Here is a 23,536-nt window from a genome sequence, read left to right on the forward strand (position 1 = left end):
TATGAAACTAGTTTCCTGGAATGTTGATTCCCTTAATGCGGCTCTTACCAGCGCATCACCCCGTGCCCAGCTGTCCCGCCATGTTTTTGCCACTCTTTCAGAGCTGGCTCCGGACGTGCTGGCTATTCAAGAAACCAAGCTCCCGGTCAAGGGCCCCACCAAAAAACATTTGGAGGTGCTTGATGGCTACTTCCCGGGCTACAAGGTGGCCTGGGTGTCCTCCGATGAGCCTGCCCGCAAGGGCTACGCCGGGACCATGTTCCTCTACCGCCCCGAACTGGAACCGGTTGTCACCTACCCCCGCCTTGACGCGCCGACCACCATGGACTCCGAGGGGCGTATGATTACCCTCGAATTCGAAAACTGCTACATCACCCAGGTCTACACACCCAACGCCTCCGAGGGGTTGCGTCGCCTGGAGGACCGTCAGGTCTGGGATCGTCTTTATGCTGACTACCTGGCAACCCTGGACGCCAGCAAGCCGGTCCTAGCGACCGGTGACTTCAATGTTGCCCACACCGAAATTGACCTGGCTAATCCTAAGTCCAACCGCCGCTCACCCGGCTTTACCGATGAGGAACGCGAGGGCTTCACCCACCTACTTTCACGTGGGTTTACCGATACCTTCCGCCACCTGCACGGCGACGTGACCGGTGCCTACACCTGGTGGGCCCAGCGCTCTAAAACATCCAAGATTAACAACACCGGTTGGCGGATTGACTACTGGCTGGTCAGTGACCGCGTGGCCGATAAGGTCACCACATCGGAGACGGTCGATTCAGGACCCCGCCAGGATCACACTCCGATTCTGCTAGAAATTGACCTGTAGGCCCTAAAAACAACAATGTGCCGTCACGATTTATCTGCATTTACCAGCCTGTTCGTGACGGTGATCAGAGTCGTCGACGATACAATGAGGGCGACAATAAACGTATTCAGCTTCCACGAGGTTCCCCTTTGACTCAGACAACAAAAGCATATCTAGACGAGTATGTTAAAGCCGTTAAACAAAACCTAGCAACTGGCATAGGGGAGCCTGAAGCGCAGCTCACAACACCTGCCGCGGTTCTTATCCAAAATGTAGGGACAAGTTCAATATCCGGAGTGGGTACTGTAGTAACAGTTCGGGAAACTCGCCTAGATGGGGGCGATGCACGTCCTGATTTTGGCGTTGTTGTGGACGGCCTACTTACGGGCCATGTTGAGTTAAAGAAACCAGGAACTTCGCTAGACCCAGTGAGCTTTGATAAGCGTAATAAAGAACAATGGAGAAAGCTAAGGCGTTTGCCAAATCTTCTCTATACCAATGGCTCTGAATGGTATCTGTATTCATTTGGTGAGCTAGTTGCCCAGGCAACTATTCATCTCTATGCGGTTACTCCAGATGAAGCAATCTACCAGTTTGAGCGACTCTTAAGGACTTTTTTGGCCTGGGAACCGCTACCGGTTACTAAGGCGAGTTCTTTGGTGGAGCGCATGGGGCAGCTCGCAGCTCTGCTTCGCGAGGAGATACTGGTCCAACTCAAGGAACAGCGTAAGGCCAAGAACAATAATCCCAGGGTTGCCTTAGCTGATTTGTACCTTTTAGGTTTGAAAGATGACTGGCGTAGCGTTCTCTACCCTGGTGCCACTGATGAAGAATTCGCGGATGGTTTCGCACAGACCGTAGTATTCTCTCTGATTATTGCCGTATCTGAAGGCCTTGAGGTCAATGTTCAATCTCTCAACGCTGTGTCACGTGATTTGCGCGGTAATCATGGCCTTTTGGGGAGCGCTTTAGGTTTGCTAACTGACTACATAAATGCAGACAGCCCCCTTTATCGGACTTTGACTATTATCACCAGAATGTTTGAGGCCGTTGCCTGGGAGGAGATTTCTCAGGGGAAAGAGGACGTTTACCTCCACCTTTACGAGCATTTCTTGAGCGTTTATGATCCTGAGCTACGCAAGAAAACGGGTAGTTACTATACGCCTGTTGAAGTTGTGGACTCTATGGTTCGGCTGACTGATGAAGCTCTCCGTGGTTTCTTAGGGAAAGATATGGGGCTAGCATCGGATGGGGTAGCTGTAATTGACCCGGCGATGGGTACAGGTACGTATCCGCTGTCAGTTTTGCGCTCTGTTGCTGCTAATCCCGACTTGTTAGGCCCTGGGGAAGCTGCTGACCGCGTCAGCGCAATGGCTGAGAACCTTTACGGTTTTGAGCTACAGTCTGGTTCATTTGCGGTGGCAGAACTCCGTATTAGTCAGACAATTGAGCAGCTTGGTGGCACGATCCCAGACGAGGGGTTAAATCTATATGTCACGGATACTTTGGAAGACCCTACTGCCACCTCGAATAAGCGTATGAGCTATAACCTACAGGTGATTGCCCAGCAACGGATTTTAGCGAACAAGGTTAAAGCTGAAACCCCGATTCAGGTGTGCATAGGTAACCCGCCTTATAAAGATAAATCTGAGGGATTGGGGGGATGGATAGAGTCGGGTAACATCGATTCAGGGGTCCCTCTTGCTGACTTCCGTAAGGAGGGCAATGGGCGTTTTGAATATGTCCTGAAAAATCTCTATGTTTACTTTTGGCGGTGGGCCTTCTGGAAGGTCTTTGAATCTGCTGAGACAGCGGATGCAGGGGTGGTTTGTTTCATTACAGCAGATGGCTATCTGCGTGGCCCAGGTTTTTCGGGTATGCGTGAGTACATTCGCCGTAAGACCAGTCGAGGCTGGATTATTAACGTAACTCCTGAAGGGCGTACACCACCGGCTAAGAACGCCATATTCAATATTGAGACTCCTGTGACCATTGCGCTCTTTGTAAGAGAACCGGGAACCTCCGAGGATACCCCAGCTGATATCCGTTACATTGCTCTGGGGGGAACTCGAGAACATAAATTCAAGCAACTAGAGTCTCTGACTCTCAAGAGTGAGCGTTTCGAGCCAGTTCGTGAGGGCTGGGGGGATAAGTTCACGCCTAAGCCGACAAGTGATTGGGATAGCTACCCGGCTATTTCCGACCTCTTTCTATGGCAAAGCCCAGGTGTTAAGCCTAATAAGACTTGGGTCTATGCGCCATCAGCCACGGTATTAGAAACCCGCTGGACGCACCTTGTCTCCGAGGAAAACCTTGAACTCAAAAAAGAGATGTTCAAGGAAACTTCCAGTACATCCCTTCAGAAGTCCTGTAAGCCATTACCCGGTTCAGATACTGAGCAAAATACAACTATAACTATCAATGAATTGGATTGGCTGAGTCAACCGACAACAATTCCGATAGCCTATAGGTCATTTGACAGACAATATTTGATTGCTGATTCTCGGGCAATAGAACGTCCCCGTAAAGAACTATGGGCAGCACGCATTCCCGGCCAGATTTTTGTGGTGGAACAACATGCTCGTTTCCCAGAATCTGGCCCCGGATTGTATTTTGATTCGCTGATACCGGACATGAACCATTTCAATAATCGAGGTGGGCGTGTCCACCCCCTTTATCACCCGGATGGTAGTGCCAACCTTATTGAAGGTATCCTCTCCTCGCTCACTGATAGACTCGGATTAGAGGTCACTGAAGAAGATATCGTGTTTTACCTAGCTGGGATTACTGGACACTCTGGTTACGTTCGAACCTTTGATGAAGAACTGCAAGAAGCTGGTATCCGTGTTCCGGTTACGGCTGACCCCGAGCTGTGGACTAACCTAGTGAAACTAGGCCGTAATATCGTCTGGCTCCATACCTATGGAGAAGTCGGTGAACCTATTCCAGGGATATCGAGAATCAGAGATGCAGGTGATGGGTACAGCCTGCCAATCTATGAGAAGGCCATGGGCCGTGATATGCCAGAGGATAAGCCGACATGGGAGCCCTCTATCACCATCGGCGAGCATTCCTACGAAAGAGTAGTGTGCTTTGGTAACGCAATCTGGTCTGGCGTTGATCGCCGTGTCTTTGATTACGCAGTGGGTGGAAACAACGTGATTGGCTCATGGGCGGGATATAGGCTCAAAAGCCCTAATGGTAAACGTACCTCTCCCCTGAACAATATTGTTCAAGAGTCATGGCCTCGGGAGTGGTCGGAAGAGTTTAACGAGCTTCTCGCTGTTCTTACTCATCTTATATACCTTGAAGACCAGCAACAGACTCTGTTGGAAGCTGTCTTGACCGGTCCGCTCATTTCTCTTGAGGAATTTGAGAAAGCTGGGGTAATCTTCCCTCAGACTAGCCGAAGTCGTAAGCCCAAGATGCCCAGCTAACAAAGTTAGGTAATTTATATAGGTCCTCTAACTGGGGTGGATGTGTCCACCCCAGTTGTTCTTTATCGGGCAGATGTATCTATTCTTCGACCAATAGTCTGTACCTGAACCCTGCTAGAACGGGTCCTGATGCGTTATTCTTAATAGCTGACTTACATTTGAGTGGACGCAGTTCCCCTCCTCGAACCCATCCAGCCACGAAAGTAGTGCACAGCTCGTGTTCAATTCACTCTCAGACCGGTTGACAGCAACCTTCAAAAACCTACGCGGTAAAGGCAAGCTCACCGAAGCGGACATCGACGCCACAGTACGCGAAATCCGCCGCGCCCTGTTGGATGCCGACGTCGCCGTGCCCGTGGTACGCGAGTTCACCGCCCACGTCAAAGAACGTGCCCTGGGCGCGGAGGTCTCTGAAGCTCTCAACCCCAGCCAGCAGATCGTCAAGATCGTTAACGAAGAGCTGGTCAATATCCTGGGCGGGCAGACCCGCCGCATTAACATGGCCAAGACCGGCCCGACTATCATCATGCTGGCTGGTTTGCAGGGTGCCGGCAAGACCACCCTGGCCGGTAAGCTCTCGCACTGGCTCAAGAAGCAGGGGCACACCCCCATGCTGGTTGCTTCTGACCTTCAGCGCCCCAACGCCGTCAACCAGCTCAAGGTAGTTGGTGAACGCGCTGGCGTTCCCGTCTACGCACCGCACCCCGGTGTCACCAGTGAATTTGACGCTCCCACCGGCGACCCCGTTCAGGTGGCCCGTGACGGTGTGGCTGAGGCCCGCGCCAAGCTCCACGACGTAGTCATTGTCGATACCGCAGGTCGTTTGGGCCTTGATGCCGAGCTGATGGCACAGGCCCGCAATATCCGCGATGCCATCGAGCCCCACGAAGTTCTCTTCGTCATTGACGCCATGATTGGTCAGGATGCCGTGAACACCGCCAACGCCTTCAACGAGGGCGTGGACTTTACCGGCGTTGTCCTCTCCAAGCTCGATGGCGATGCCCGCGGTGGTGCTGCCCTCTCCGTTGCTTCGGTGACCGGCAAGCCGATTATGTTCGCTTCAACCGGTGAGAACGTCAGCGACTTTGAGCAGTTCCACCCGGACCGTATGGCCAGCCGTATCTTGGACATGGGCGATGTGCTCACCCTGATTGAGCAGGCTGAGCAGACCTGGGACAAGGCCGAAGCTGACCGCATGGCCAAGAAGTTCGTGGACCAGGAAGACTTCACCTTTGAGGACTTCCTCGCTCAGATGCAGCAGATTCGCAAGATGGGCTCCATGAAGAAACTGCTGATGATGATGCCCGGTGCGGCTCAGATTCGCCAGCAGCTGGAGAACTTTGACGAGAAGGAAATTGACCGGGTTGAGGCAATCGTCAGGTCAATGACCCCGCACGAGCGTGTCGCTCCCAAGATTATTAACGGTTCGCGCCGTGCCCGTATCGCGAAGGGTGCCGGTGTGAGCGTGACCGAGGTGAACCTGCTCATGGAGCGTTTCGCCCAGGCTCAGAAGATGATGAAGAAGTTGGCCAGTGGCAATATGGCCGGTATGCCCGGTGGCATGCAGATGCCGGGTATGGCCGCCGCTGGTGGCGCTGCCCGCAAGGGTAAGGGTAAGGGCAAGAAGTCTAAGGCTCGTTCCGGTAATCCCGCCAAGCGTGCCGCCCAGGAACAGGCCGCCGCTCAGAAGCAGAGCGCGGCAGGCTCAGCCTTTGGCCAGCAGAAGCAGGACTTTGATATGTCCGAGATGAACCTGCCTAAGGGCTTCGAGAAATTCCTTAAGTAGGGCGTGATTAGGTGACAGCCCGGGATTGGTGAGCGGGCGGGGCGGTCCTAGTGACTGGCCCGCCCGCTTCTTATCTTCTAGTGCTCCTATTCTGCTGAGAGAGTGCAAGGGGACACCCTGCTGTTGAGTGCCCTGTGACAGATGTACATTGGGTAGTGACACCTATTTGGGTGTAGGCCTGCACGCTGGGCACAGCACTGTATTTATGAACCGAGGGAAGACTGACATGCTTGATTCTTACCTGCCTGAAGATGAGCTCAAAGCCTTTATTGCTACATTGCCTACCCGACGTCTGGCCGCCGGTGCTCTGATTCGTGATACTCAGGGACGCATGCTGGCAGTTAAGCCCAACTACAAGGACGGCTGGACTGTGCCCGGTGGAACGGTTGAAGCTGGTGAAGCACCTCAGGAGGGCTGCTTCCGCGAGGTCGCTGAAGAAGTGGGCTTGGACTTAGAACCTGGCCGCCTTCTGGTGATCTTTCACGGCTTAGCGATGGGTATCTGGGGCGACTCAACCTACTACATTTACGATGCAGGGGTAGTGCCCGAGGGTGCCGAAATCACCCTGCAAGAAGAAGAACTGGTGGGCTATGAGTGGGTTGCGCCGGAGGACCTGGACCGCTATTTTGGTGCCCGCCACGCCCACCGCCTTCGCCAAGCCTACCGGGCTTTAGACACCGGTGCTGTCTACGAGTTTTCAAGCACCGCCCGCTAGAACCACCTACCGCCCTGACCCCTCTGATAAGGGGCGCTCATCTTTCAAGGAAAAGGCTTTATGACATTCCCCCTGGACGAACCCGAGCACAATCCCTTGCCCCCTGCTAATGGCGAACAGGTGGAAGCTGGCACCGTGTGGGTTCGTATGAGATTATCGGTTGTTGATGATCCCAAGGACTGGCCGGCAGCCCTTGCCCTTACCCCGGACCAGGCCGATAGCACCGAACCGGGTAGCAAGGAGAGTCGGGCTGTTTCGGAAGAAGAAATCAAGCGCCAGGTGCGTGAACAGCTAGCGAATATCATCGACTTGATCCAGTATCAGGCCACTGTGAACGTGCAGGCCGCAGGGGGGCATACTGAGCCTATGAGCGTTGAAGACCTGCGGATGGTGGACGAGCTGGTGGCAGACCCCCAGAAATTTGATGAGCTGATTCAGCGCATTGTGGACGAGGGCACTCAGAGCAATAGCTCCTCGCAGGTGCAGGCTGAGGCAGAAACCGAAGAGACTAGCCAAGCTCCCGAAACGGATTCAGCCCAAGAGGGCCGGGTTGTTCTCACAGAGAGTGAATCTGCCCCTTTTGAGACTGACTCCCACTGGGACTTTGCCCTTGACCTTCCAGCTTTCCTAGCCGCACGCTCCGAAGCCACCGTCTATGAGATGCAGGGTGGCCGCGCTCAGCTCTACATTCTGTGCGAGCAGAGCCAAGCTGGGGGAGCGCTGGGCACTGTACAGACCAACGAAGAGGGTGAACTGTTCGCGGGGGTTGCCCTGAAGACCTTTGTGGATCAACTAACCGCCAGCTTCCCCGCTGGGCGTGTTCAGTGGGTGCTCGATGGTAGCGATTTCCTACACACCGCCAATTTTTCTGATGGGCTTGATCGGCTCGACCTTGACCCTGCTGGCCGGTGTGCCGCTTTGGTAGAGCTGCCCATGAGTGGCCTGCCCGGCTATATGCGCCCCGAGATCATAGCCGGTGAGGTTCAAGCGGCCCCTGCTGATAAGGGCTGGTCGCTGCTCCAGGCAGACAGCCTGACCCTAAGCCGTCTGATACAGACCATGAACGTACCGGCTATCGTTGCCGAAAAAACATTCTTTGCCCACAACCTCAGCTTTGTTTTACCCTCTCAGAGTGCCCAGGGGCCTGCTGAAGGGTCCGTAACCGACTGGGTCAACCGCGCCCTGGGGGCACCTGATAATGCTCGCCTGGGGGCAGTCCTGACCTTTAGCTGGTCGGGCATAGCCAAACGCGGTACCGTGAGCTTGCCCTTTGAAAGCCCCCTTGGAGACATGCTCTGGTCCCTGCCGGGGCGCCTACCCAACCCGCACCAGGACATCGTGACCGGCGATAACCTGGACCAGCTCATCTGGCTCTACGGCCTGGATGAGCAGGCGAGCAGACGACTGACCAACTATGTCATGGATGGTGCCAGCGCCGAAGGTTTAGAATCTGCCCTGCACGCGCTGGAACTGCCTGATGAACTCCTTAAAGTTATCGATGGCTCCGTGCTCCTTGCCGACTTTGTAGGCTATCGGGAATTTAGCCCGCAGATGAGCGGCCTGGACCGGCTCAAGGAGAGCGTCACTGCCTACCCCAACGGTACTGATAGGCTCAGCGCTGTGTCCCGTGAGCTGATTCAGCGGCCCTGGCTAGCGGCAGCAGATGGCTTTGCTCAATTGGGTGCTTCCGGCCTGCTGGCTGTGTGGGCTACCCGCCGTCTTCTCAAGGGCCAGCCTGCCCGCGGTGCCGCTGTTAGCGCAGCGGCGCTGGGGGCAAGCGGAGCCGCAGAGCTGGTCCTTGCTCGTGCTTATAGCTGGCTTCACCAGGTCCACCCCCCTGCTGCGGAGCAGGGGCATGCGCCGCCTACCTCAATTCTTGATGAGCTACAAGCTCAGAAAGAAGAAGCTGAGCAGAAAAATCCTCATCCGCTTGACCTCAAGAGTCTGAAAACTTTGAGCCGCAGAGCCTTTACAGGCCTGGGGGCAAAAGCTAGGAGGGCTGGCCAGAAGTATCTTGGGCCTAGGTCCGAATAAAACCAGACCGGGGTTTGTGGCCTGGTGTCTAGTTCACTTCTTCTAAGGGCACCTAGAACTGGGTCATATATCCCCCGGATGGGGGAGTTTGAAGGGCTAGCAGGCTTGATAGGGTGGGCGGGTGAAAAGACTTTTCCTGCCTACCATGAGCACCTGGAACCGTATCGATCCTGACTGGGAGCGGCCCACCCCGCCAAGGGCTAGCCTGCGGCGCGATATCTGGGCCTGGGTCCTTATTTTAGCTATCAGCCTGCTCTACAATGCCGGCTTACACAGCAGTGGGCTCTACAGCAGTGACCCAGAGCAAACGGTCAAGAGCTATTATGTTGTTGCCGCCTTGACCCTGCCGCTGATGACCCGGCGGCGTTACCCCATAGCAACCCTGCTGGTAGCTACCGCCATATTTTTCGGTATGAGTAGCTTTTCCCAGCTTGCAGTCTCTACACTCAGCTCTCAGTTATGCTACTTTACTGTGCTTTACACAGCAGTGGCTTGGGCTAAAAACCGGGCTATGCTGTGGATTGCTTACGCCTTAGTCTGCCTTTCAGTTTTTCTGTGGATTATCGCTATCTGGCTGACCTTGGGTTCTGCTTTTAACCTCTTTGGGATTGAGAACTACAGCGGGGGGCTCTTTAGTCGCCCTACAGCCTCTTATATAGTAATGACCTTAGTCAATATCTCTTACTTCGGCCTGGCTGGTGCCCTGGGGCGTACTGCCTGGAAGGAGGCCTATCAGCGTCATATTCTGGCCCAGCAGGCCGACCAGCTTGAGGCTCAGGCCGTTCAGATAGCCCAGGATGCAGTTCATAAGGACAGGTTGCGCATAGCCCGGGAGCTTCACGACTCGGTGGGCCATCATGTCTCGTCCATAGGAGTTCAGGCTGCTGCGGCAGACCGAGCCCTCAGGAAAAAACCTGAGCTAGCTACAGTACCACTACGGAATATTGAAAAGCTGGCCCGTTCATCGGTGGCAGAGATGAAGAACCTCATTCGGATTTTGAGAGAGTCAGAGGCTGATCCCGGTAGTACTGCCAAGGAACCCCAAGTAGCTGATATTCCGGCCCTGGCCCACAGTATGCAAGAAAGTGGCATTGAAACTGTGATACAGGTAGATACCCAGAGCCTGGAAAAAATAGAGGGCCTCCACCAGGGCACCCAGCTCTCCATCTACCGTATGGCCCAGGAGGCCCTAACAAACGTTCGTAAACATTCATCGGCTCGGTCGGTGATCCTGGCTCTGCGTACCGGCGGTCAAGGGGAGAAGACCTGGGCGGAGCTTGAAGTCACCGATGACGGTACTTTGACAGAAAACAGCCAGGCTAGGCCAAGGGCTGGGTACGGACTTCAGGGCATCAGGGAAAGAGCCGCCGCTCTCGGCGGTAGCGCCCAGATTGGCCCTCGCACAGGAGCCGAGGGCTGGAGGGTACTCGTTCGGTTCCCCGTCCATTTTGAAGACTACCAGGAAGAAAAGTAACCATGAGCATTCGAGTTCTTCTGGCCGATGACCAAGAACTGGTTCGGAGCGGCTTCTCGCTGATTCTCTCTATGGAAGAGGATATGGAGGTCGTTGGCCAAGCGGGTAACGGACAGGACGCGATAGCCCTGACCGGGCAGACTCGGCCTGATGTCATTCTGATGGACGTTCAGATGCCGGTCATGGACGGTATCGAAGCCACCGCGCGTATCCGCCAAGATTACCCCGAAACCGCCGTCCTGATTCTGACCACCTTTGATCGGGAGGACTACCTCTTTGCGGCTCTCGAAGCCGGAGCCAGTGGCTTCCTGCTCAAAACATCCGATGCCGATGACCTGGTCGATGCTATCCGTAAGGTAGCCAGCGGCCTGGCCCTGCTCTCACCCGAGATGACCCTGCCACTCATCGCCCGGTTCGTGCAATCCACCTCTCGGGGGAAGGAAAACAAGCAGGGGAGCGGGCCTGAGCTGAGCCCTGAGGATGCCTTTGCTCTGAGCTCTCTGACCCCGCGCGAGAAAGAGACCCTCGAACTGCTGGCAGGGGGCATGACCAACGCCGAGATAGCCTCAAGCCTGTTCCTGGGAGCCGCTACTGTCAAAACCCATGTCTCTAACATCTTGGCTAAGACCCACAGCAGGGACAGAGTCGGGGCGGTTATCTTTGCCCACCGCGTAGGGCTGGTCAGCTGATCCACCCCACACAACTCCCCCGAGAGGTTCCCCCTCCCGGGGGAGTTCTTTATGCTGGCCCAAACCTAGAGTGATAGATAGAAACAAAACCACATACTGGGGCAAGCACAGCAGCTAGCCCTACCTCCCCAGGAGAAAGACCGTGATGCAAGCTAACAGAATTGAGGTGCAAGGTCTGACCAAGACCTACGGCACCAAGACCGTTGTTGATCAGGTGAGCTTTACCGTAGAACCCGGGAGCATGACTGGATTCCTTGGCGCTAACGGTGCAGGTAAAACCACCACTATGCGTATGATCATGGGCCTGCTCGAACCCACCGCAGGTTCAATCCGCTACCGGGGTCGAGAGATTACCTCCGCCGACCGTGCCAGCTTTGGCTACATGCCCGAAGAACGCGGCCTCTACCCCAAACAGCCCATCCTGGCCCAGCTCACCTACCTGGGCCAGCTCCGCGGAATGAGCGCAAGCAGCGCCAAAAGCCTTGCCGCTGAGCACCTGAGCGAACTGGGGCTGGGGGAGCGACTCAACGACAAGCTCGAAGCCCTTTCCCTGGGCAACCAGCAACGAGTCCAGATTGTAGCCTCGATCCTGCATAACCCCAGCGCCCTGATCCTGGACGAGCCCTTCTCTGGCCTAGATCCTCAAGCCGTCGATACCATGGTCGCTATGCTCCGCTCGCTCATGCGACAGGGTGTCCCCGTTCTCTTCTCCTCCCACCAGCTTGATTTGGTCGAACGCCTCTGCGACTCCGTGGTTATCCTGCACCAGGGCAGTATCCCTGCCGCAGGCAAAGCCAAAGACCTCCGTCAGGCCGGTGCACCTCGGTTCATCTACAAGGGCGGCCAAGATGCCGCCTGGTTGCGTGAATTCCCCGGCCTCAAGGTCCTGGACGTTGCCGGAACCCAAGCCATCCTAGAAATCGAACCCGGCGCCGACCTGCATGCCACTCGCACCGCCCTCCTCCGCCAGGGCATCGAACACGACATGCACGAATTCTCCCGTCAGCTACCCACTCTTGGCGATATCTACCGGAAGGTAACCCAGCAATGAGCACTACGATTAATCAGCCCAAAAACGCCTGGCAGATTGTGGCCACACGGGAGGTCATGGTCAAGCTCAAAGACAAGAGCTTTGTCGGTAGTACTATTTTCACAGTATTAATCGTGCTAGCGAGTATCCTTATTCCCTACTTCCTCAACTCCGGCGGCAAAGAATACACCCTAGCCACCACTGACAGCCGAGGCAGCTCCTTCGTCACCGTAGCTGATGCCACCAGTGACCAAGACACCAGCTTCACCGCTACCCAAGTAGCCGATGCCGATGCCGCCCGCGCCCTGGTCAAAGACGGCGATGCTGATGCCTATCTAGCACCCACCGATAGTGGCTGGGAGCTGGTTTTTGACAGCGAGCCCGATAAGAGCCTGTTCAACGATATGAGCGAGGCCATTACCTCCACCGTCACCGCCCAAAACGCAGCAGCCCAGGGCATAGACCTAGAGGCCCTCAGTGCTGGAACTAAGGTGACGAGTAGCTCTATCTCCGGTAACGATAACACCGCCCTAGCCTTCCTGGTGGCTTTTGTCTTTGCCATGCTCTTTTATATGAGTACTGTGCTTTTTGGTGTTGCCATCGCTAATAGCGTTGTGGAAGAAAAACAGAATCGCATCGTAGAAATCATCGCTACCGCCGTCCCCCTAAGGCAGGTGCTAGCAGGCAAGGTAGTGGGCAATTTGATCCTGGCTATCCTGCAGGTTGCTGCTTACGCAATCGTTGCCCTGATCGGTTTACAGGTTACCGGAGCTGCCGCTGAGTTTGGCTGGATCCTACCTTCGGCAGGCTGGTTTGCTGTCTTCTATATTGCCGGCTTCACTGCTATTGCAACTATCTGGGCGGCTGTGGGGGCTATGGCGGCCCGTACCGAAGATATAGCCAACCTGGCTAGCCCCGTCACTATGGTTTTGTTAGCCGCCCTCTTTGGCGGAGTTTATGCTTCGGGTACCATCCTGAAAATAGTATCCTTTGTGCCGGTGCTGTCTTCCATCGCTATGCCCCGCCGTCTACTGACGGAAGAAGTGGCCCTGTGGGAGCCACTGGCCGCATTGGGCCTTACCCTGCTGGCGGCAGCCCTGTTGACCCGCCTGGGTGCCCGAATCTATCACTCCAATATCATGCGCGGCGGTGGCTCGGTCAGCTGGAGGCAGGCAGTCAAAAAGTAAACCTGCTCCCTGCACGCTCGCGGCTGAGCCTGCCGACCTCCCCTGACCGCCAGAGCCGAGCCAGTCGGCGGGCACAGCCTCATAGGCATTAGACACAACACACCGCTTTTAGGTGGCTAAAGCCTAGCTTAAGTGGGAACAAGCTGGCATACTTGACGGGTACTCGATTTTCCCCGGCCCCTCTCATCCGGGGGAGGTTGTGTCCGCAGAGGAGCTTGGTCAGGCCCGCCCCACGAGCCAGGACCAGTTCTTCGAACACTGATAGAAAACAGGAGAAACCACTACAGTGGCTGTTAAAATTCGTCTCAAGCGTTTCGGTAAAATCCGCGATCCCCGCTACCGTGTTGTAGTAGCTGACTCACGCACCAAGCGTGACGGTAAGGCTATCGAGGAAATCGGTATTTACCACCCGACCGAGAACCCCTCACGCATCGAAATCAACTCAGAGCGTGCCCAGTACTGGCTGTCAGTTGGCGCCCAGCCCACCGAGCAGGTAGCTGCTCTGCTGAAGCTAACCGGCGACCTGGCTGCTGCCAAGGGCGAAAAGGCTGAAAACCAGGTCAAGCCTGTTGACGCTAAGCCTGAGTTCGTTGTTCCCGAGAAGGGCTCGGTCATCCTGCCCGAGGCTATCACCCCCAAGGGTGAGGACAAGGCTGAGGAAGCTCCCGCTGAAGAGGCTACTGAAGAAGCCGCTTCTGAGGAAGCAGCAGAGTAATCATGTTGGCTGACGCTCTCGAACACCTGGTTCGGGGTATCGTCGATAACCCAGAGGACGTGAAGGTTCGGGCTAAGACCGGTCGGCGCGGTGAAACTCTGGAAGTCAGCGTCCACCCCGATGATCTGGGTCGCGTGATTGGCCGTTCTGGCCGAACCGCCAGGAGCATCCGCACCGTGGTCAACGCCATTAATGATGGTGACCGTCTTAGGGTAGATGTCATCGAGACCGATCGACGACGCTAACTGAATACTTGAAGAAGCCCCGCTCCGGGAAACCGGCGCGGGGCTTTTGCCTGCCCCGGTGCGTTTTGTGCCCGCACCATTGCGCTACCGGTAGAGTGTAAGAACAAGAACACCCCTCATCCCCAACCCCTCAAGGAGCCACCCATGCAGGTCCAGGTAGCCCGAATCGGCAAACCCCACGGCATTCGCGGCGAAGTCACCGTCCAGCTTTTCACCGATTCCCCCCAAGAACGCTTCGCCCCCGGCTCCGTCCTCGAGATCGAAAACCACAACCCCGCAACTCCTGCCGGTGCCCTGGCACCGGCAGGTAGCCTGACTGTCAAAAACTCCCGCTGGAACAAAAAAATCCTGGTCGTAGCCTTCCAAGAAATCACAAACCGCAACCAGGCCGAACTCCTACGCGACACCCGCCTCAGCTTCGACTCCACCACCGAAGCGGCAGAAGACGATAGCGAAGGCTACTACGAGCACCAACTCCTGGATCTGCCGGTCTACCTGGCCTCTGACATCAGCGAGGACGGCTACCTACCCCAAGAACCCATCGCCCTAGTCGTGGGCCTGCAGACCATGCCCACCCAGGACATCATGCTCCTTAAAAACACCGCGGACGGCTCCGAGGTCATGATTCCCTTCGTCGAAGAGCTTATTCCAGCTATTGATATTGAAGAGGGGTACGTCATTATCGACCCGCCCGCCGGCTTACTGGAACTCAACAGCAAGACCGAAGAGAGCGAAAACGAGCAGGACGCATAACCCATGCGCTTTGATGTCATTACTATCTTCCCCGAGTACCTTGCGCCCCTGGAACTTTCCCTGCTGGGCAAAGCCCAAGAGACCGGCAAAGTTGAGCTAAACCTCACCAACCTGCGCGACTACGCCACCGACCGGCACAAGACCGTGGACGACACCCCCTACGGCGGGGGAGCAGGCATGGTCATGAAACCCGAACCCTGGGGCCTGGCCCTGGACCAAGCCCTAGCTAACTCCCCGCTTGCTGGCGACTCCCAGCCGCTACTGATCGTTCCTTCCCCGGCCGGGCAGGTCCTCACCCAGCAACTGGCCTACCAGCTGGCCGAAGAAGAGCAACACATTGTCTTTGCGCCCGCCCGCTACGAGGGCATCGACGAGCGGGTACTCAACTGGGCCCAGCAAAGCTTTAGAGTCATGCCGGTATCCATTGGTGACTATGTTCTCTATGGGGGAGAGGTCGCGGTCATGGTCATGATTGAGGCTATTACCCGCCTGATACCCGGTGCTATGGGCAACCCCGAGTCCCTGGACGAAGAATCCCACACAGGCGGCTTGCTTGAATACCCGGTCTACACCAAACCGGCTACCTGGCGGGACCAGCAGGTTCCCTCTATTCTGCTATCTGGCAACCACGGGGCCATCGCCCGCTGGCGGCGCGATGAGCAGATTATCCGCACCTTTGAGCGACGCTACGACATGATAAAGGCCTACCCCCAAGAGGGCTGGGACAAGAAGGACCGTAAGCTCCTGCAAGAACTGCATGCCGCTAAGAAAGCCGCCGAGCAAGCGGCCATTGCATAAGGAGCCCCAGAGCCAAGCAATTAAACTCACACAAGGTCAGCAATCTTTCCCGCCAGCATACTTGGCCAGAGCTAATTTCCTGTGAGATAATTATTTTTTGTGTTCATACTGGGCACGCCCCTGCCGTAGGGGGAAGAGCGACCGCTAACAGTATGAGCCACCCAAGCCCCCAGAGTGGGTGAGGGTGAAACAATCTACTCGTAGACAGCATCGGTCTGGCGCCCCGGCGTCCTCAGACACTGCCTACGATTTATCAGGAATATGTTTGACCTGCGGCAGAGATATTCACGGAGAAATTCAATGCAGACTCTTGACTTCATTGACAACAAGTCACTTCGCACCGACATCCCCGAGTTCGGCCCCGGCGACACCCTCAACGTACACGTCAACATCGTTGAAGGTAACCGCAGCCGTGTCCAGGTCTTCAAGGGCTTCGTTGTTGGTCGCCAGGGTGGCGGCATCCGCGAAACCTTCACCGTTCGTAAGGTTTCCTTCGGTGTTGGCGTAGAGCGTACCTTCCCCGTACACTCTCCCGTCATCGAAAAGATTGAGGTTGTTAGCCGCGGTGACGTCCGTCGCGCCAAGCTCTACTACATGCGTGACCGCCACGGTAAGGCTGCTCGTATCCGCGAGAAGCGCGAAGCCTAAACCGACTAGGTTTCACCTTTATCAATGGATAGCGGCCTCACCGCCGAATCCAGTGAGGCAAGGCGCCAACCCTTTTTACGGGGCTGGCGCCTTGTTGCTACTGCCTCGCTCCTTGCCTTGGCGGTGCTCCTGGTTATTCGGTCTTTCTTTTATGACGTGTACTACATTCCTTCTGCCTCCATGGAACCGACCTATGAGCCCGGGGACCGGCTGATTGTTTCCAAGCAGTCCGGCCATATCGAGCGCGGTAGCGTAGTCGTTTTTGACGGCACCGGTTCTTTTTCCCCCTACCAATCCGGTAGTCCCTGGGTTCGGGATCCGCTGGGAACGGCTGGGCAGTGGCTAGGATTGGTGGGTTCAGATACGGTTTACATCAAGCGGGTGATTGGGGTGGGCGGTGACACCGTTGAATGTTGCGATTCAGAGGGCTACCTTTTGGTGAACGGCCAGCGGCTTGAGGAACCCTACCTGCCCCAGGGGGAGAGTGCTAGTGATGTGTCCTTTAGCGTGCAGGTTCCAGAGGGCAGAATCTGGCTTATGGGAGATAACAGATCTAACTCAGCTGACTCACGGGCGCTTTTGGGGGCACCTGGAGGTGGCATGGTTAGGGTGGACAAGGTGATTGGGTCCCCCGTCTATACCGTCTGGCCTTTGAACAAAATAGGGCCAAGTAGCACCACACCTGACTAAGGTGACCAAGGGCCCCTACCCAAACCGGGCTGGGCCAAGGCCTCCACCGTCCTTGCAGAATCAGCAACTAAACTAAACCAGTAAAGACGTTTTCAGCAGAAGGGTGCATGCTCATGGAGCAGCAGAACTCAGCAAACATTGATGAGACTAGCGACCGCGAGACCGCAAAGGTGAAGAAACCTAAAGGCGGTAAACGCCGCCGCGAAAACAGCGCTCTCAAAGAGTACGCCCTGATTATTCTGTACGCGGTCCTCATCGCTTTCTTGCTCAAAACCTTTGTGGTACGAGGGTTCTTCATCCCCTCCAGCTCTATGGAGGACACTCTCCAGATCAACGACCGAGTCTTTGTGAATGTGGCCGGTGAACTGTTCGGTGAGGCTGAGCGCGGCGATATCGTGGTCTTCAAAGACGCCCAGGGGTGGATGCCTGCGTCTTCTAACTCAAACCCTGTGCGCGATGCCCTAGCCTTTGTGGGCGTGATGCCAGACAGCTCATCCAACTACCTTGTGAAACGCGTTATCGGTGTCGGCGGGGATCACGTTGTGGGTACCCCAGACGGGCGTATTTTTGTCAACGGTGTCAAGATTGACGAAACCTACCTCAAGCCCGGTGTCAAACCGACCGAGGTCGCCTTTGACGTCATTGTCCCCGAACGCTCCTACTTCGTCATGGGCGATAACCGTTCCAATTCGGCTGATTCCCGCTACCACATTGAGACCGGTACAGAGTTCATCAACGATGCTGAGGTGGTTGGTGAGGTATTCGTGGTAGCTTGGCCGCTGTCCAACTTTACTTTCATCAATGGTGCCGATGACGTCTTTTCGCAGGTCCCCGATAGCGAGTAGCCAGTTGGTAGGTACAACAAGGCCAGTTGCTGACCTTTCGGTAGAGTCCTCGCTGTTTGCGCGGGGCCTTACCCTGCTAGCCGGTATGGATGAGGTAGGCCGTGGACCGCTGGCTGGGCCGGTGACGGTGGGGGTAGCTGTCATTAAGGCCGGTGCCCAGCTGAAGGTTGAGGGACTGGTTGATTCCAAGGCACTGAGCGAGAAAAAACGCTTGGCTATGCTCCCCGAGATTCAGCAGTGGGCTGTAACCGCTGTCGGTCATGCATCACCGGCGGAGATTGACGCCCTGGGCATTACCACAGCCTTGCGCTTAGCAGGTCAGCGAGCGCTTGCCCAGGTAGCTGCCGCTGGGGCTTACCCCGATGCTATCTTGTTGGATGGCAAACATAACTGGCTGGCAGACCCGCAGAATGACCTTTTTGCTGAGCTTGACCCAGTCCAGGCACTCTACACTGACCTTGTTGCAGAAGCTTGGAAAGCTGTTCCGGGTACCCAGAACGGTTGGTTCGGGCCGGTCCAGATGGAAGTTAAGGGAGACCTCCGGTGTGCCTCCATTGCTGCCGCCTCAGTGGTAGCCAAGGTCCAACGCGACGGGCTCATGGTAGAGCTTGACCGTACTTATCCGGGCTTTGGATGGGCCAAGAATAAGGGCTATGGTTCTACCACTCACCGGGCCAGGATTAAGGAGGCCGGCCCTACACCGGTCCACCGCCTGAGCTGGTCGCTCCCAGCAACAGCAGATCAGGTGAAAGCCGCATTGCTTGAACGAGAGAAGGAGGATCGATGAGCAGTAACGAAGATTTAGAGAGCTACGAATCAGGTGCCCAGCTTGCCCTCTACGAAGAGTACAAGAATGTCGCTGAGCTCTTTACCTACATAGTGGAAACCGACCGTCGTTTTTACCTGGCTAACCAGGTGCAGGTAAGACCGCGAACCGCAGACGGAGCTATCTATTTTGAGGTTGAGCTTCAGGACGTGTGGGTCTGGGATGTCTTCCGTTCTTCCCGGTTTGTGAAGAATGTGAGGGTCTACTCTGTGCGTGATATCAACGTTGAGGAGCGGGCGGCTGCGGAGGAACTGGTTGTACCTCATTTGACTGATTTGGACCCCGATTTAGGGTAGTGCCTGTCTTGTTCTCATGGCCCCGGTGAGTGAGTTCCCACCGGGGCTTTGCCCTACCCGCGCTACCTACTGCTGGTGGGGTGATTGACTCTCGGGTGTGAGCACCCGAGAGGTCTGCGAGGAAATAGGCCGTCATTCTTTCACCTTTTGGTAGCTGGCTTACCTCTGTATTTGTGCATCTAGGGCGGTTTGAGTCATACACAGCGCTACTTGGGGCGAGGTAGTGGGGGTCTGCTAGGCCATGCTGAGGGTACCTGACCCTCACATGAGAAAGGCCTGGCTATGAGCTTGAGAACCCAGTCCAGTATCGCCAACCACACTAGGGTAGGGCGCTGGGGTGAAGACCTTGCGCTGCTTGTATTGGAACTTAACGGCTATAGCCTGGTGGAACGGAATTGGCGGCCACCGTCTGGCAACCTAGGGAGCTCACCGGTGGGGGAGATCGATTTGGTCATGGTTGATCCCGACATGGATCTGGTTTTTATTGAGGTTAAAACGCGGTCAGGGAGCGGATACGGCCACCCGCTAGAAGCTATTACCCGTGAGAAAGGCAACCGGCTCCGTCAGCTTGCTTATGCCTGGTGTTCGGAGCATACCGGTGATTACCGTTCCCTGCGTATTGATGCTGTTGCGGTGTGCGGCACAGCCGAGGACTTCACTTTTGAGCATGTTAAGGCGGTGCTGTAGCTGTGGCTTTTGCTCGGACGTTCTCAATAGCACTGGTCGGGGTAACAGGCCACCTGGTTGAGGTAGAGGCTGATGTGTCCGCTGCGCTTCCTGGCTTTGTACTGCTGGGTCTCCCCGATAATTCTTTGAATGAGGCTAAGGACAGGGTACGTTCTGCGGCTAAGAATTCCGGGCTTGCCCTGCCGCCGCAGAAGCTCACCGTCAATCTCACTCCGGCGACCCTGCCTAAGCGGGGATCTGCCTTTGACGTTGCCATGCTGGTAGCTGCACTGCAAGCTGTAGGGGAGCTGAAGCCGTCTGGGCAGACTGTCTACCTGGGGGAGGTAGGTCTGGACGGGAGCCTGCGGGAGATACCCGGTATTTTGCCTGCGGTTAAGGCCGCTGTCGATGCGGGGTACCCCAAGGTTGTGGTTCCTGCCGGTAACCAGCAGGAGGCGGCGCTGGTTGCGGGGGCTGAGGTTTACGGCTACAGCTGCCTGGCCGATATCTTTGTGGAGCTGGGTGCTAAGAAGCCTGAAAGTCTCAAACGGCCTCAGCTGACCAGACCCGTGCGAGAGAATGAACAAGAAACCAAGGCTTTACCTCCTGACCTGGCAGATGTTGCTGGTCAAGCCGAAGGCCGGCTGGCACTAGAAATTGCTGCGGCGGGTGGGCACCATCTGCTCCTGAATGGGCCTCCTGGCTCAGGTAAAACCATGCTTGCTGAGCGGCTGACCGGTATTCTGCCGCCGCTGGGTCCCCAAGATGCTATGGAGGTAACGGCAATTCATTCGCTGTGCTCGGGTGGGGCGGCTCGGAGTTCGTTGATGACCCTTCCTCCCTTCGAAGCGCCCCACCACAGCGCCAGCGCTCCCGCAATTCTGGGTGGTGGTGCTGGCATTCCCCGCCCCGGCTGTGTCTCTAAGGCCCACCGCGGGGTCCTCTTCCTGGACGAGGCACCTGAGTTCAAGCGGACAGTTCTTGACTCGCTCCGCCAGCCGCTGGAGAGCGGGGAGATTGTCATCGACCGCGCTGCAGCTTCTGCTCGCTACCCGGCACGTTTTCAGCTGGTAATGGCGGCTAACCCCTGCCCCTGCGGTAACAACGTGGGGCGGGGGCTGGACTGCACCTGTACCAGCAGGGAACGGAGGGCATACTTCGGTAGGCTCTCTGGCCCCTTACTTGATCGTCTTGACGTGCGTATTACCGTCCCTAAGGTGACGGCCGCTGATCTGGCGGCCAGCGGCACTTATGAGAGTTCTGCAAAGGTTCGGGACAGAGTGACACAGGCACGGGCGGCTCAGGCTGAGCGGCTTGCTCCCTACGGGTTGAGCACCAATGCTGAGACGAACGGAAAGATTCTGCGCGGGCCGCTTAAGCTCTCTGCGGCTCTCACCGCGGAGCTATCCCGGTCCATTGACCGGGGGACGCTCACCGCTCGCGGTTATGATCGGGTACTCCGAACCGCCTGGACCCTGGCCGATCTTGACGGGAGCACTAGCCCCACCCAGGACCATCTGGACCTGGCCCTGTATTTTCGCAATCTTGGTATGGAAGGCGGCGCATCATGACTGAGCACCAGGACCTCGAAAATATCCGCCGCGCAAGAGCGGAAATCATGCGGATCAGCGACCCCGAAGATACAGCAACTACCGCCCTGATCGCCCTCTGCGGGCCGCTCCTGACAGCCGATTTCTTGACCGGGCGCAGGGAGCTGACGGCCAGCTACCTGCAGGAAGAGCTGGCGCAAGCTGGCCGGGAGGACCCCCAGCTCTTTGCCTCGCTCCGTGGTCTTGTGCAAGCCCGTATGGAACGCTGGCAGGCCCGACGGGGTGGGATTAGGGTAGAGCAGGATATGACCTGGGCAAAGGCCTGCGGGGCCTGGCTCTGTGTGCCCGAAGACCCTGACTGGCCGGTGGCCCTCAATGACCTTGCCGAACGTATGCCCTTTGGGCTGTGGGGCAGAGGCGATAGAGCCTTGCTCAAGCATCTCAACCTTGCTACCAGCCAGGCCATCGTAGGCTCCAGGGATGTCAGCTCCTACGGTAACTCTGCAACCTCACACCTAACCGGTGACTCAGCCGCAGCGGGTAAGACCATCGTATCCGGGGGCGCATTTGGGGTTGACGCTCTAGCTCACCGGGTCGCCTTGAGCACCGGCGCGTCGGAACTTCCTACGGTTGCCCTCATGGCAGGTGGGCTGGACCGGCTCTACCCGCGTCAAAACGCCAGTCTGCTCGAAAACATCATCGACCGTGGACTGATTCTGGGGGAAGTCCCTCTGGGCCAGAACCCCACGCGTTACCGTTTTTTGCAAAGGAACCGGCTCATTGCGGCCCTTGCCTACTGCACCGTGGTCGTAGAAGCCCGCTGGCGCAGCGGAGCCCTCAACACCGCCCACCACGCTCTAGAGCTGGGCAGGCCGGTCTACGCGGTACCCGGGCCTATCTTTTCCCCGAGCTCTGAGGGCTGCCACCGGCTGATCCGCGATGGGCTAGCCCAGCTCATCACCGATGCCACACACCTCGAAAGAGGTAGGTTGAATTTAGAAGCCCCTGAACAGGCAAGTCTGTTGAGCGAATCTGTCGATGCCCGGAAGGCGCTAATAGACAGCCTAACGGAGATCCAAGGCAGGGTCTGGGACGTGCTCCCGGTCAGTAGCTACCGCCCTGTGGACGCTATCGGTGCTGAAAGCGGAATCCCAGCCCGGTCTGTCATGCTAGCGCTGACCCAGATGGAACGGTTAGGGCTAGCTCAGAGTCAGGGAAATGGCTGGCGCAAAAAGTTTGAGCAAGGGCACAAGCACTTAGGGGCTAAAATGGGGTGAACCTATGGTCGTCATATCCAGGTAAGAAAAGAGGGGGAGTAGATGGGCCCAAGCTACGAGAGTCATCAGCTGCCCACCACCCTCAAAATCGGTGCAGCCGCTATCGACGAAGATCGAGAATACGTCAGGGCCCTTGAAGCCTATGAGCGCTACCTGACCTATGAATTGCACCGGTCACCCGAAACCATGAGGGCCTACCTGGCAGATCTCCGGGATTTTTTTGATTATGCCAGGAGGCACGGAACAACCCACCTCTCACATATCACCCTGGAATTGCTCCGTGGCTGGCTGGCAATCCACCACCAGAAGCAGGCGGCCAGATCGTCGATGGCACGCAGAACCTCAAGTATTCGCAGTTTCTTTCTCTGGGCAGAAGAGGAAGAACTGATAGCAACCAACCCGGCGCTTAAGCTCTCCACCCCCAAGAAAACCAGCTACCTTCCCCCGGTGCTCTCAGCTCACCATATGGAAAACCTGACCCAGACCCTGCACCGTGCGCTGGGGCTAGACCCGCTCAATCCCCGGCTCCTGCGCCTGAACGCGGCCGTGGAAGTCCTCTACGCAACAGGTATCCGCATCTCAGAGCTCACCGGGCTCGATCTAACCAGCATCGACCGGCAGGGCAGAACCCTGAGGGTCATCGGCAAAGGCAACAAAGAACGGGTAGTGCCGTTCGGTCCTCAGGCTATGAAAGCTCTCTCCCTCTGGGTTGCCCAGGGTAGGCCCCAGTGGCTACCGCAAGCTAGCACGGAGTACCCCCACACTCAACCAGAGCCTCAGTACGCGCTCTTCATAGGCCCCAAGGGCAAACGAGCAAATGCCCGGCAAATCAGAGCCGACCTAACCCGCTTGCTAGAAACCCTCGATAATACTGATGCCAGTGGTGCCCACATCTTCCGCCATACCGCCGCTACCCACATGGTCGACGGGGGCGCAGACATCAGAGCAGTCCAAGAGTTCCTTGGACACAGCTCCCTGGCAACCACCCAGGTCTATACCCACGTGTCCGTAGACCGGTTAGCGCAGGTCTATTCGCGTGCCCACCCCAGAGCCTAACAAGAGAACCC

Annotated in this window: 22 protein-coding genes; all 22 read left to right on the top strand. The window is 56.5% G+C overall.

Annotated elements, in window-relative coordinates; translation table 11 throughout:
- Window position 1 precedes the first annotated feature (1 nt).
- The 22 genes from ACN08V_RS04455 (at window position 2) to ACN08V_RS04560 (ending at window position 23,525) form a co-directional block, all read left to right on the top strand.
- Entirely contained in the window at window positions 2-829 is an 828-nt protein-coding gene (locus ACN08V_RS04455) for an exodeoxyribonuclease III (RefSeq protein ID WP_419099502.1), read from the top strand.
- A 128-nt stretch (window positions 830-957) separates the two neighbouring features.
- A complete protein-coding gene (locus ACN08V_RS04460) occupies window positions 958-4,245 on the top strand; it encodes a type ISP restriction/modification enzyme (RefSeq protein ID WP_419104692.1) in 3,288 nt (1,095 codons plus the stop codon).
- Between the two features lie 217 nt (window positions 4,246-4,462).
- Window positions 4,463-6,031: a signal recognition particle protein gene (gene ffh, locus ACN08V_RS04465; protein WP_419099504.1), complete on the top strand. Its 1,569-nt coding sequence runs from the start codon at window positions 4,463-4,465 to the stop codon at window positions 6,029-6,031.
- Between the two features lie 226 nt (window positions 6,032-6,257).
- Complete coding sequence (locus tag ACN08V_RS04470; RefSeq protein WP_419099505.1) at window positions 6,258-6,746, top strand: NUDIX domain-containing protein; 489 nt, start codon at window positions 6,258-6,260, stop codon at window positions 6,744-6,746.
- A 60-nt stretch (window positions 6,747-6,806) separates the two neighbouring features.
- On the top strand, window positions 6,807-8,780 hold the full coding sequence (locus ACN08V_RS04475; RefSeq protein ID WP_419104693.1) for a hypothetical protein: 1,974 nt from the start codon (window positions 6,807-6,809) through the stop codon (window positions 8,778-8,780).
- A 145-nt stretch (window positions 8,781-8,925) separates the two neighbouring features.
- Complete coding sequence (locus ACN08V_RS04480; RefSeq protein WP_419104694.1) at window positions 8,926-10,254, top strand: sensor histidine kinase; 1,329 nt, start codon at window positions 8,926-8,928, stop codon at window positions 10,252-10,254.
- A 2-nt stretch (window positions 10,255-10,256) separates the two neighbouring features.
- Window positions 10,257-10,943, top strand: coding sequence for a response regulator (locus ACN08V_RS04485; protein ID WP_419104695.1), 687 nt, complete (start codon window positions 10,257-10,259; stop codon window positions 10,941-10,943).
- Window positions 10,944-11,088: 145 nt separating this feature from the next.
- Window positions 11,089-11,994, top strand: a complete 906-nt coding sequence (locus ACN08V_RS04490) for an ABC transporter ATP-binding protein (protein ID WP_419104728.1) — start codon at window positions 11,089-11,091, stop codon at window positions 11,992-11,994.
- Window positions 11,991-13,160, top strand: a complete 1,170-nt coding sequence (locus ACN08V_RS04495) for an ABC transporter permease (RefSeq protein WP_419104696.1) — start codon at window positions 11,991-11,993, stop codon at window positions 13,158-13,160. Before ACN08V_RS04490 ends, ACN08V_RS04495 begins: the two co-directional genes overlap by 4 nt.
- 286 nt (window positions 13,161-13,446) lie before the next feature.
- Complete coding sequence (rpsP, locus tag ACN08V_RS04500; RefSeq protein ID WP_419104697.1) at window positions 13,447-13,875, top strand: 30S ribosomal protein S16; 429 nt, start codon at window positions 13,447-13,449, stop codon at window positions 13,873-13,875.
- A gap of 2 nt (window positions 13,876-13,877) precedes the next feature.
- Complete coding sequence (locus tag ACN08V_RS04505) at window positions 13,878-14,120, top strand: RNA-binding protein (protein ID WP_419099511.1); 243 nt, start codon at window positions 13,878-13,880, stop codon at window positions 14,118-14,120.
- A 144-nt stretch (window positions 14,121-14,264) separates the two neighbouring features.
- On the top strand, window positions 14,265-14,873 hold the full coding sequence (gene rimM, locus ACN08V_RS04510) for a ribosome maturation factor RimM (protein ID WP_419099514.1): 609 nt from the start codon (window positions 14,265-14,267) through the stop codon (window positions 14,871-14,873).
- Window positions 14,874-14,876: 3 nt separating this feature from the next.
- Window positions 14,877-15,671 (top strand): tRNA (guanosine(37)-N1)-methyltransferase TrmD, encoded by a 795-nt coding sequence (gene trmD / locus ACN08V_RS04515; protein WP_419104698.1) that lies wholly within the window; start codon window positions 14,877-14,879, stop codon window positions 15,669-15,671.
- A gap of 300 nt (window positions 15,672-15,971) precedes the next feature.
- Complete coding sequence (gene rplS / locus ACN08V_RS04520) at window positions 15,972-16,319, top strand: 50S ribosomal protein L19 (RefSeq protein WP_419099516.1); 348 nt, start codon at window positions 15,972-15,974, stop codon at window positions 16,317-16,319.
- 24 nt (window positions 16,320-16,343) lie between these two features.
- On the top strand, window positions 16,344-17,009 hold the full coding sequence (gene lepB, locus ACN08V_RS04525) for a signal peptidase I (protein ID WP_419104699.1): 666 nt from the start codon (window positions 16,344-16,346) through the stop codon (window positions 17,007-17,009).
- A 113-nt stretch (window positions 17,010-17,122) separates the two neighbouring features.
- Entirely contained in the window at window positions 17,123-17,854 is a 732-nt protein-coding gene (lepB, locus tag ACN08V_RS04530) for a signal peptidase I (protein WP_419104700.1), read from the top strand.
- A 4-nt stretch (window positions 17,855-17,858) separates the two neighbouring features.
- On the top strand, window positions 17,859-18,641 hold the full coding sequence (locus ACN08V_RS04535) for a ribonuclease HII (RefSeq protein WP_419104701.1): 783 nt from the start codon (window positions 17,859-17,861) through the stop codon (window positions 18,639-18,641).
- The gene (locus ACN08V_RS04540) at window positions 18,638-18,976 is read left to right on the top strand and encodes a DUF2469 family protein (protein ID WP_419099520.1); all 339 of its coding nucleotides are present in this window, start codon (window positions 18,638-18,640) and stop codon (window positions 18,974-18,976) included. Before ACN08V_RS04535 ends, ACN08V_RS04540 begins: the two co-directional genes overlap by 4 nt.
- 282 nt (window positions 18,977-19,258) lie before the next feature.
- Window positions 19,259-19,663, top strand: a complete 405-nt coding sequence (locus ACN08V_RS04545) for a YraN family protein (protein ID WP_419099521.1) — start codon at window positions 19,259-19,261, stop codon at window positions 19,661-19,663.
- A gap of 2 nt (window positions 19,664-19,665) precedes the next feature.
- Window positions 19,666-21,213 carry a YifB family Mg chelatase-like AAA ATPase gene (locus tag ACN08V_RS04550; protein ID WP_419104702.1) on the top strand — a complete coding sequence of 516 codons (1,548 nt, stop codon included), beginning with the start codon at window positions 19,666-19,668 and terminating at the stop codon, window positions 21,211-21,213.
- Window positions 21,210-22,469 (top strand): DNA-processing protein DprA, encoded by a 1,260-nt coding sequence (gene dprA / locus ACN08V_RS04555; protein WP_419104703.1) that lies wholly within the window; start codon window positions 21,210-21,212, stop codon window positions 22,467-22,469. The genes ACN08V_RS04550 and dprA overlap by 4 nt, the downstream gene beginning before the upstream one ends.
- Before the next feature lie 42 nt (window positions 22,470-22,511).
- Entirely contained in the window at window positions 22,512-23,525 is a 1,014-nt protein-coding gene (locus ACN08V_RS04560; RefSeq protein WP_419104704.1) for a tyrosine recombinase XerC, read from the top strand.
- Window positions 23,526-23,536 lie beyond the last annotated feature (11 nt).

The sequence above is a fragment of the Rothia sp. P5766 genome (assembly GCF_048513555.1).
In the GTDB taxonomy this organism is placed as follows: domain Bacteria; phylum Actinomycetota; class Actinomycetes; order Actinomycetales; family Micrococcaceae; genus Rothia.

Bases quoted from the DNA above. Each gene is read 5' to 3' on its own strand.
- trmD (WP_419104698.1), top strand. From the start codon at position 14,877: ATGCGCTTTGATGTCATTACTATCTTCCCCGAGTACCTTGCGCCCCTG.
- rimM (WP_419099514.1), top strand. From the start codon at position 14,265: ATGCAGGTCCAGGTAGCCCGAATCGGCAAACCCCACGGCATTCGCGGC.
- ACN08V_RS04490 (WP_419104728.1), top strand. From the start codon at position 11,089: ATGCAAGCTAACAGAATTGAGGTGCAAGGTCTGACCAAGACCTACGGC.
- ACN08V_RS04475 (WP_419104693.1), top strand. From the start codon at position 6,807: ATGACATTCCCCCTGGACGAACCCGAGCACAATCCCTTGCCCCCTGCT.
- ACN08V_RS04480 (WP_419104694.1), top strand. From the start codon at position 8,926: ATGAGCACCTGGAACCGTATCGATCCTGACTGGGAGCGGCCCACCCCG.
- lepB (WP_419104699.1), top strand. From the start codon at position 16,344: ATGGATAGCGGCCTCACCGCCGAATCCAGTGAGGCAAGGCGCCAACCC.
- ACN08V_RS04485 (WP_419104695.1), top strand. From the start codon at position 10,257: ATGAGCATTCGAGTTCTTCTGGCCGATGACCAAGAACTGGTTCGGAGC.
- ACN08V_RS04455 (WP_419099502.1), top strand. From the start codon at position 2: ATGAAACTAGTTTCCTGGAATGTTGATTCCCTTAATGCGGCTCTTACC.
- ACN08V_RS04505 (WP_419099511.1), top strand. From the start codon at position 13,878: ATGTTGGCTGACGCTCTCGAACACCTGGTTCGGGGTATCGTCGATAAC.
- ACN08V_RS04545 (WP_419099521.1), top strand. From the start codon at position 19,259: ATGAGCTTGAGAACCCAGTCCAGTATCGCCAACCACACTAGGGTAGGG.
- lepB (WP_419104700.1), top strand. From the start codon at position 17,123: ATGGAGCAGCAGAACTCAGCAAACATTGATGAGACTAGCGACCGCGAG.
- rplS (WP_419099516.1), top strand. From the start codon at position 15,972: ATGCAGACTCTTGACTTCATTGACAACAAGTCACTTCGCACCGACATC.
- ACN08V_RS04495 (WP_419104696.1), top strand. From the start codon at position 11,991: ATGAGCACTACGATTAATCAGCCCAAAAACGCCTGGCAGATTGTGGCC.
- dprA (WP_419104703.1), top strand. From the start codon at position 21,210: ATGACTGAGCACCAGGACCTCGAAAATATCCGCCGCGCAAGAGCGGAA.
- ACN08V_RS04540 (WP_419099520.1), top strand. From the start codon at position 18,638: ATGAGCAGTAACGAAGATTTAGAGAGCTACGAATCAGGTGCCCAGCTT.
- ACN08V_RS04470 (WP_419099505.1), top strand. From the start codon at position 6,258: ATGCTTGATTCTTACCTGCCTGAAGATGAGCTCAAAGCCTTTATTGCT.
- ACN08V_RS04560 (WP_419104704.1), top strand. From the start codon at position 22,512: ATGGGCCCAAGCTACGAGAGTCATCAGCTGCCCACCACCCTCAAAATC.